Here is a 3215-nt window from a genome sequence, read left to right as displayed (position 1 = left end):
GTTAGTGCAAGCGACGAGAGTCTTTTCCCTGAGTTGCGAGAGTGCATGGTTGTGCCGCCTAACGCTTGAATTAAGCCGACCCGCGAAGCGGGTTCGGCTTGAATGAATTGTTAGGCATCTCAGCCCTCAGCCGGCCACTGGCGAAAGTTTACGCATACCGTGGTCTTGTCCAGCATGGCGAACTCTCGTGCGCCCCACGGCTTGAGCGAGACAGTGCTTGAGTTGGGATGCATGAGGTGGGGCGAGCGGGCGGACATCTCCTTAAATACTTCGTCGACGTCATCTGTGTCTATGCCAAGCTCTGGACGATCATTTGCCGCGCACTCAGGGCTCTGGACGATATAAGCCTTGGCGCCGTCACGTGCAATGACCGCCATTTCTGCGTCTTGGTAGAGGATGTCGAATCCCAAGCCGTCCACAAAGAACTCGAGTCCGTCTTGCAGGCGGTCGTAGAAAATCTTCGGGATGAGATTCTTGAACATTTGGATTCCCGGAAAAGTGAGTGAGATGCCTAACACTTGAGTTAACCCGACCCGCGGCGCGGCAATCGTGAGCTTGTGATGGATCAGCTGCAACACGGTTGAACGAAGCAACGGAGCGGGTTCGGGTTGAACGAATTGTTATGCGGCGACTGTACCAAACCGCCGTGCCCACAACGAGCCTGCTCTTGGCGTCCGGAAGCCCGGATCTCAGGGCGCCACCCGGCGACTCGATCCGCAGGCGTTACCGAAGTTGCTTGAAGCGCCGGCCAGGAAAGGTAGGGCGCCACCCGAGCAAGCCGCCACCGAGGTGGACTTGCTGGCGAAGCGTGATGACTTGCGACGGAACATTGCCGGAAAGCCGGTGACGTTGCCGAGGCGAGGAACCACCCAAGCAATCACTTGCAGAAGCGAGCTTTTTGGCCGCATAACACCTAAGTTAAGCCGAGACGCGTAGTGGAGCCAAGCACATGGCAAGCTTTACCTGCCATGTGCTTGGTGGAACGAAGCGGCTTCGGCTTGAACGCATTGTTAGGCCGCACCTGCGCCACTGCAAGACCTACCGTTTGAAGTGCTCGAAGAATGCCTTGCGAGTCAGCCAAACTATAAAAGGTGACGCTACAACAAGAATGACGAGAGCAACCTCTCCAAATGATGTTGTTGCATGCGGGTATCTCGCACCCACCCATTCAACATTTGAAGCACCAGCGTATGTGTTCCATGCGAACCACAAGGCGGTAGCAGTTACCGCAAGAACGCAGATCAACGCGGCTAACGAGCTCTTATGGATTGCACGTTTCATCATGTGCGGCCTAACACCTAAGTTAAGCCGAGCTGCGTAGTGGAACCAAGCACGTGGCAAGCTGTACCTGCCATGTGCTTGGTGGAACGAAGCGGCTTCGGCTTGAACGCATTGTTAGGCTTGCTGCCAGGAAGGATTGTCGCCCGCAAGCCATACAAAGCACAGAGTATTCATCAAGGCAGCCGAAGCGATGAACACCGAGGCCGCAATAGCTCTAGACTGAGTAGGTGACGTGTGCCCGAGAAATGACAGCAGAGACGATACTAGAGCAACCGAGATGGCTGCGCCGATAAGAATAAATAGCGGACTGGATACAGGCAGCCTAGAGACCAAGTGCCGCGACACAGGAAATAGCAAAAGTGAAAGAACGGCTGAGCCAGCTGCGATGAAGGCGCAAACCACAGAGTGCCAGAAGATCTGCGTTGCGATCAGCGCGCCGTCATACCGTACGGCGAACACAAGCACGCCACCTATCCAAGCCACTGCTGGAGTCACAAGGGATGCAAGCAGGTTGAGCAAGCTTGAATATTTCGCGATCTTGTCCATGCAAGCCTAACGCTGGAATTAAGCCGACCCGCGAAGCGGGTTCGGCTTGAATGAATTGTTAGGCGGCACCTGGGGCACCGCCGCCAGCCGGCTCTCCCCGAGGATACGCCTGACTCATGATGTCCTTGAATGTCAGGCCGTGCAGCTCTTTGCGGCAAGAGCTCAGGTCTGCCTGCCCGCCAAAAGTGTCGTTAACGAACGGCTGGCCAGGATAAGGCTTGGCGATAAGGCAGTCTTTGGACGCAAGAACTACTAGCTCTGCCAAAGTGAGCCGCATCCGGTCCTCTGGAGAGAGCGATGCAACGACGGCGGCATGACTACGCTCGAACGCAGCTCGGGAACTGCCATCGATCTTTAGGGCAGAACTGCAAGACGCGATGGCTAGCGGAGCTAGCACAATGAACCCAAGAGAGCCGAGTGCGTTCATGTGCCGCCTAACACCTGAGTTAAGCCGACTTGCGTAGCGTAGCCGACAACGTGGCAAGCTTTACCTGCCACGTTGTTGGTGTAGCGAAGCAAGTTCGGCTTGAACGAATTGTTAGGCCTCTTTGGCGACGACCTGCAAGAGCTCTGCTTTTGTGCCCGACCCGACGTTGAGCCACCGAGTGCTTTCAGCAGGATACAGCTCACAGCCCTGCTCGCGTGCAGCTGCAAGAACTTGCTGGAACCAGCGAGCGTAGGACCAATCACGCGGTGCCGGAGAGTGCAGTGAGCAGCGCGAAGTGTCCCACTGAACCTCCATGGCCTCGCGATAGACGAAAGGAAATTTGCGGGACGATGGAACGACATGGAGCCGGCCGGCTCCATCGATTTCAATCACGGCAATCGCATCTCTGTCCATGAGGCCTAACGCCTGAATTAAGCCGCGCCGCGAAGCGGCGTCGGCTTGAATGAATTGTTAGGGCTCACGCCCACTAGATGTCAAACCCCGGATGCAAGAAATCACGCGGCTCGGCAACTGCCCAGTCCGCGCCAAGAAAGCGGTCTTGGAGCTTTGCACCACCGGCTGTGTAATGGAGCTCTGTGGCCTGCGGAATGCCAAGGTCCGGCAGCAGCTTACGCAGGATCTCCAGCACAGCGTCCCGATTGGTAGTGTCCACATCGATCCCACAGAACTCAATTGGGCGGCTGCCATCCGGACGCGTATCGCCAAGCAACGAGCCGCCGCCACTGACATGGCCAAGCTCTCCTGGCCTTAAAGCCGCATCAATCGGATCCTCAAAGATCGCGCCCCTGTCCAGCGGCTGGATTGCGTCCGGAATCTTGATGTAGACGAACTGCTCCACGTCAAAATCTTCAGCCACGACACTCTCCCCTGTGAGTCCTAACGCTTGAGTTAACCCGACCTGCGTAGTGGAGCCAACCACATGGCAAGCTTTATCTGCCAT

Annotated in this window: 3 protein-coding genes and 1 pseudogene; all 4 read right to left on the bottom strand. The window is 56.5% G+C overall.

Going from position 1 to position 3215, the window contains the following annotated elements; all coding sequences use genetic code 11:
* Positions 1 to 119: 119 nt before the first annotated feature.
* Positions 120 to 482, bottom strand: a complete 363-nt coding sequence (locus ACFONC_RS07355; protein WP_386743093.1) for a hypothetical protein — start codon at positions 480 to 482, stop codon at positions 120 to 122.
* 913 nt (positions 483 to 1395) lie between these two features.
* Entirely contained in the window at positions 1396 to 1827 is a 432-nt protein-coding gene (locus tag ACFONC_RS07350; protein WP_386743092.1) for a hypothetical protein, read from the bottom strand.
* A 538-nt stretch (positions 1828 to 2365) separates the two neighbouring features.
* On the bottom strand, positions 2366 to 2668 hold the full coding sequence (locus ACFONC_RS07345) for a hypothetical protein (protein ID WP_386743091.1): 303 nt from the start codon (positions 2666 to 2668) through the stop codon (positions 2366 to 2368).
* A 73-nt stretch (positions 2669 to 2741) separates the two neighbouring features.
* A pseudogene (locus ACFONC_RS07340) lies at positions 2742 to 3215 on the bottom strand (hypothetical protein); the annotation flags it as partial.

The organism is Luteimonas soli (assembly GCF_042648865.1).
GTDB lineage: Bacteria > Pseudomonadota > Gammaproteobacteria > Xanthomonadales > Xanthomonadaceae > Luteimonas > Luteimonas soli.
The sequence above is the reverse complement of the archived record's forward strand: the minus strand, read 5'-3'. Positions and strand labels throughout refer to the sequence as shown.

Excerpts from the sequence above, each read along its gene's own strand:
- ACFONC_RS07355 (WP_386743093.1), bottom strand. The coding sequence starts at position 482 with ATGTTCAAGAATCTCATCCCGAAGATTTTCTACGACCGCCTGCAAGAC.
- ACFONC_RS07350 (WP_386743092.1), bottom strand. The coding sequence starts at position 1,827 with ATGGACAAGATCGCGAAATATTCAAGCTTGCTCAACCTGCTTGCATCC.
- ACFONC_RS07345 (WP_386743091.1), bottom strand. The coding sequence starts at position 2,668 with ATGGACAGAGATGCGATTGCCGTGATTGAAATCGATGGAGCCGGCCGG.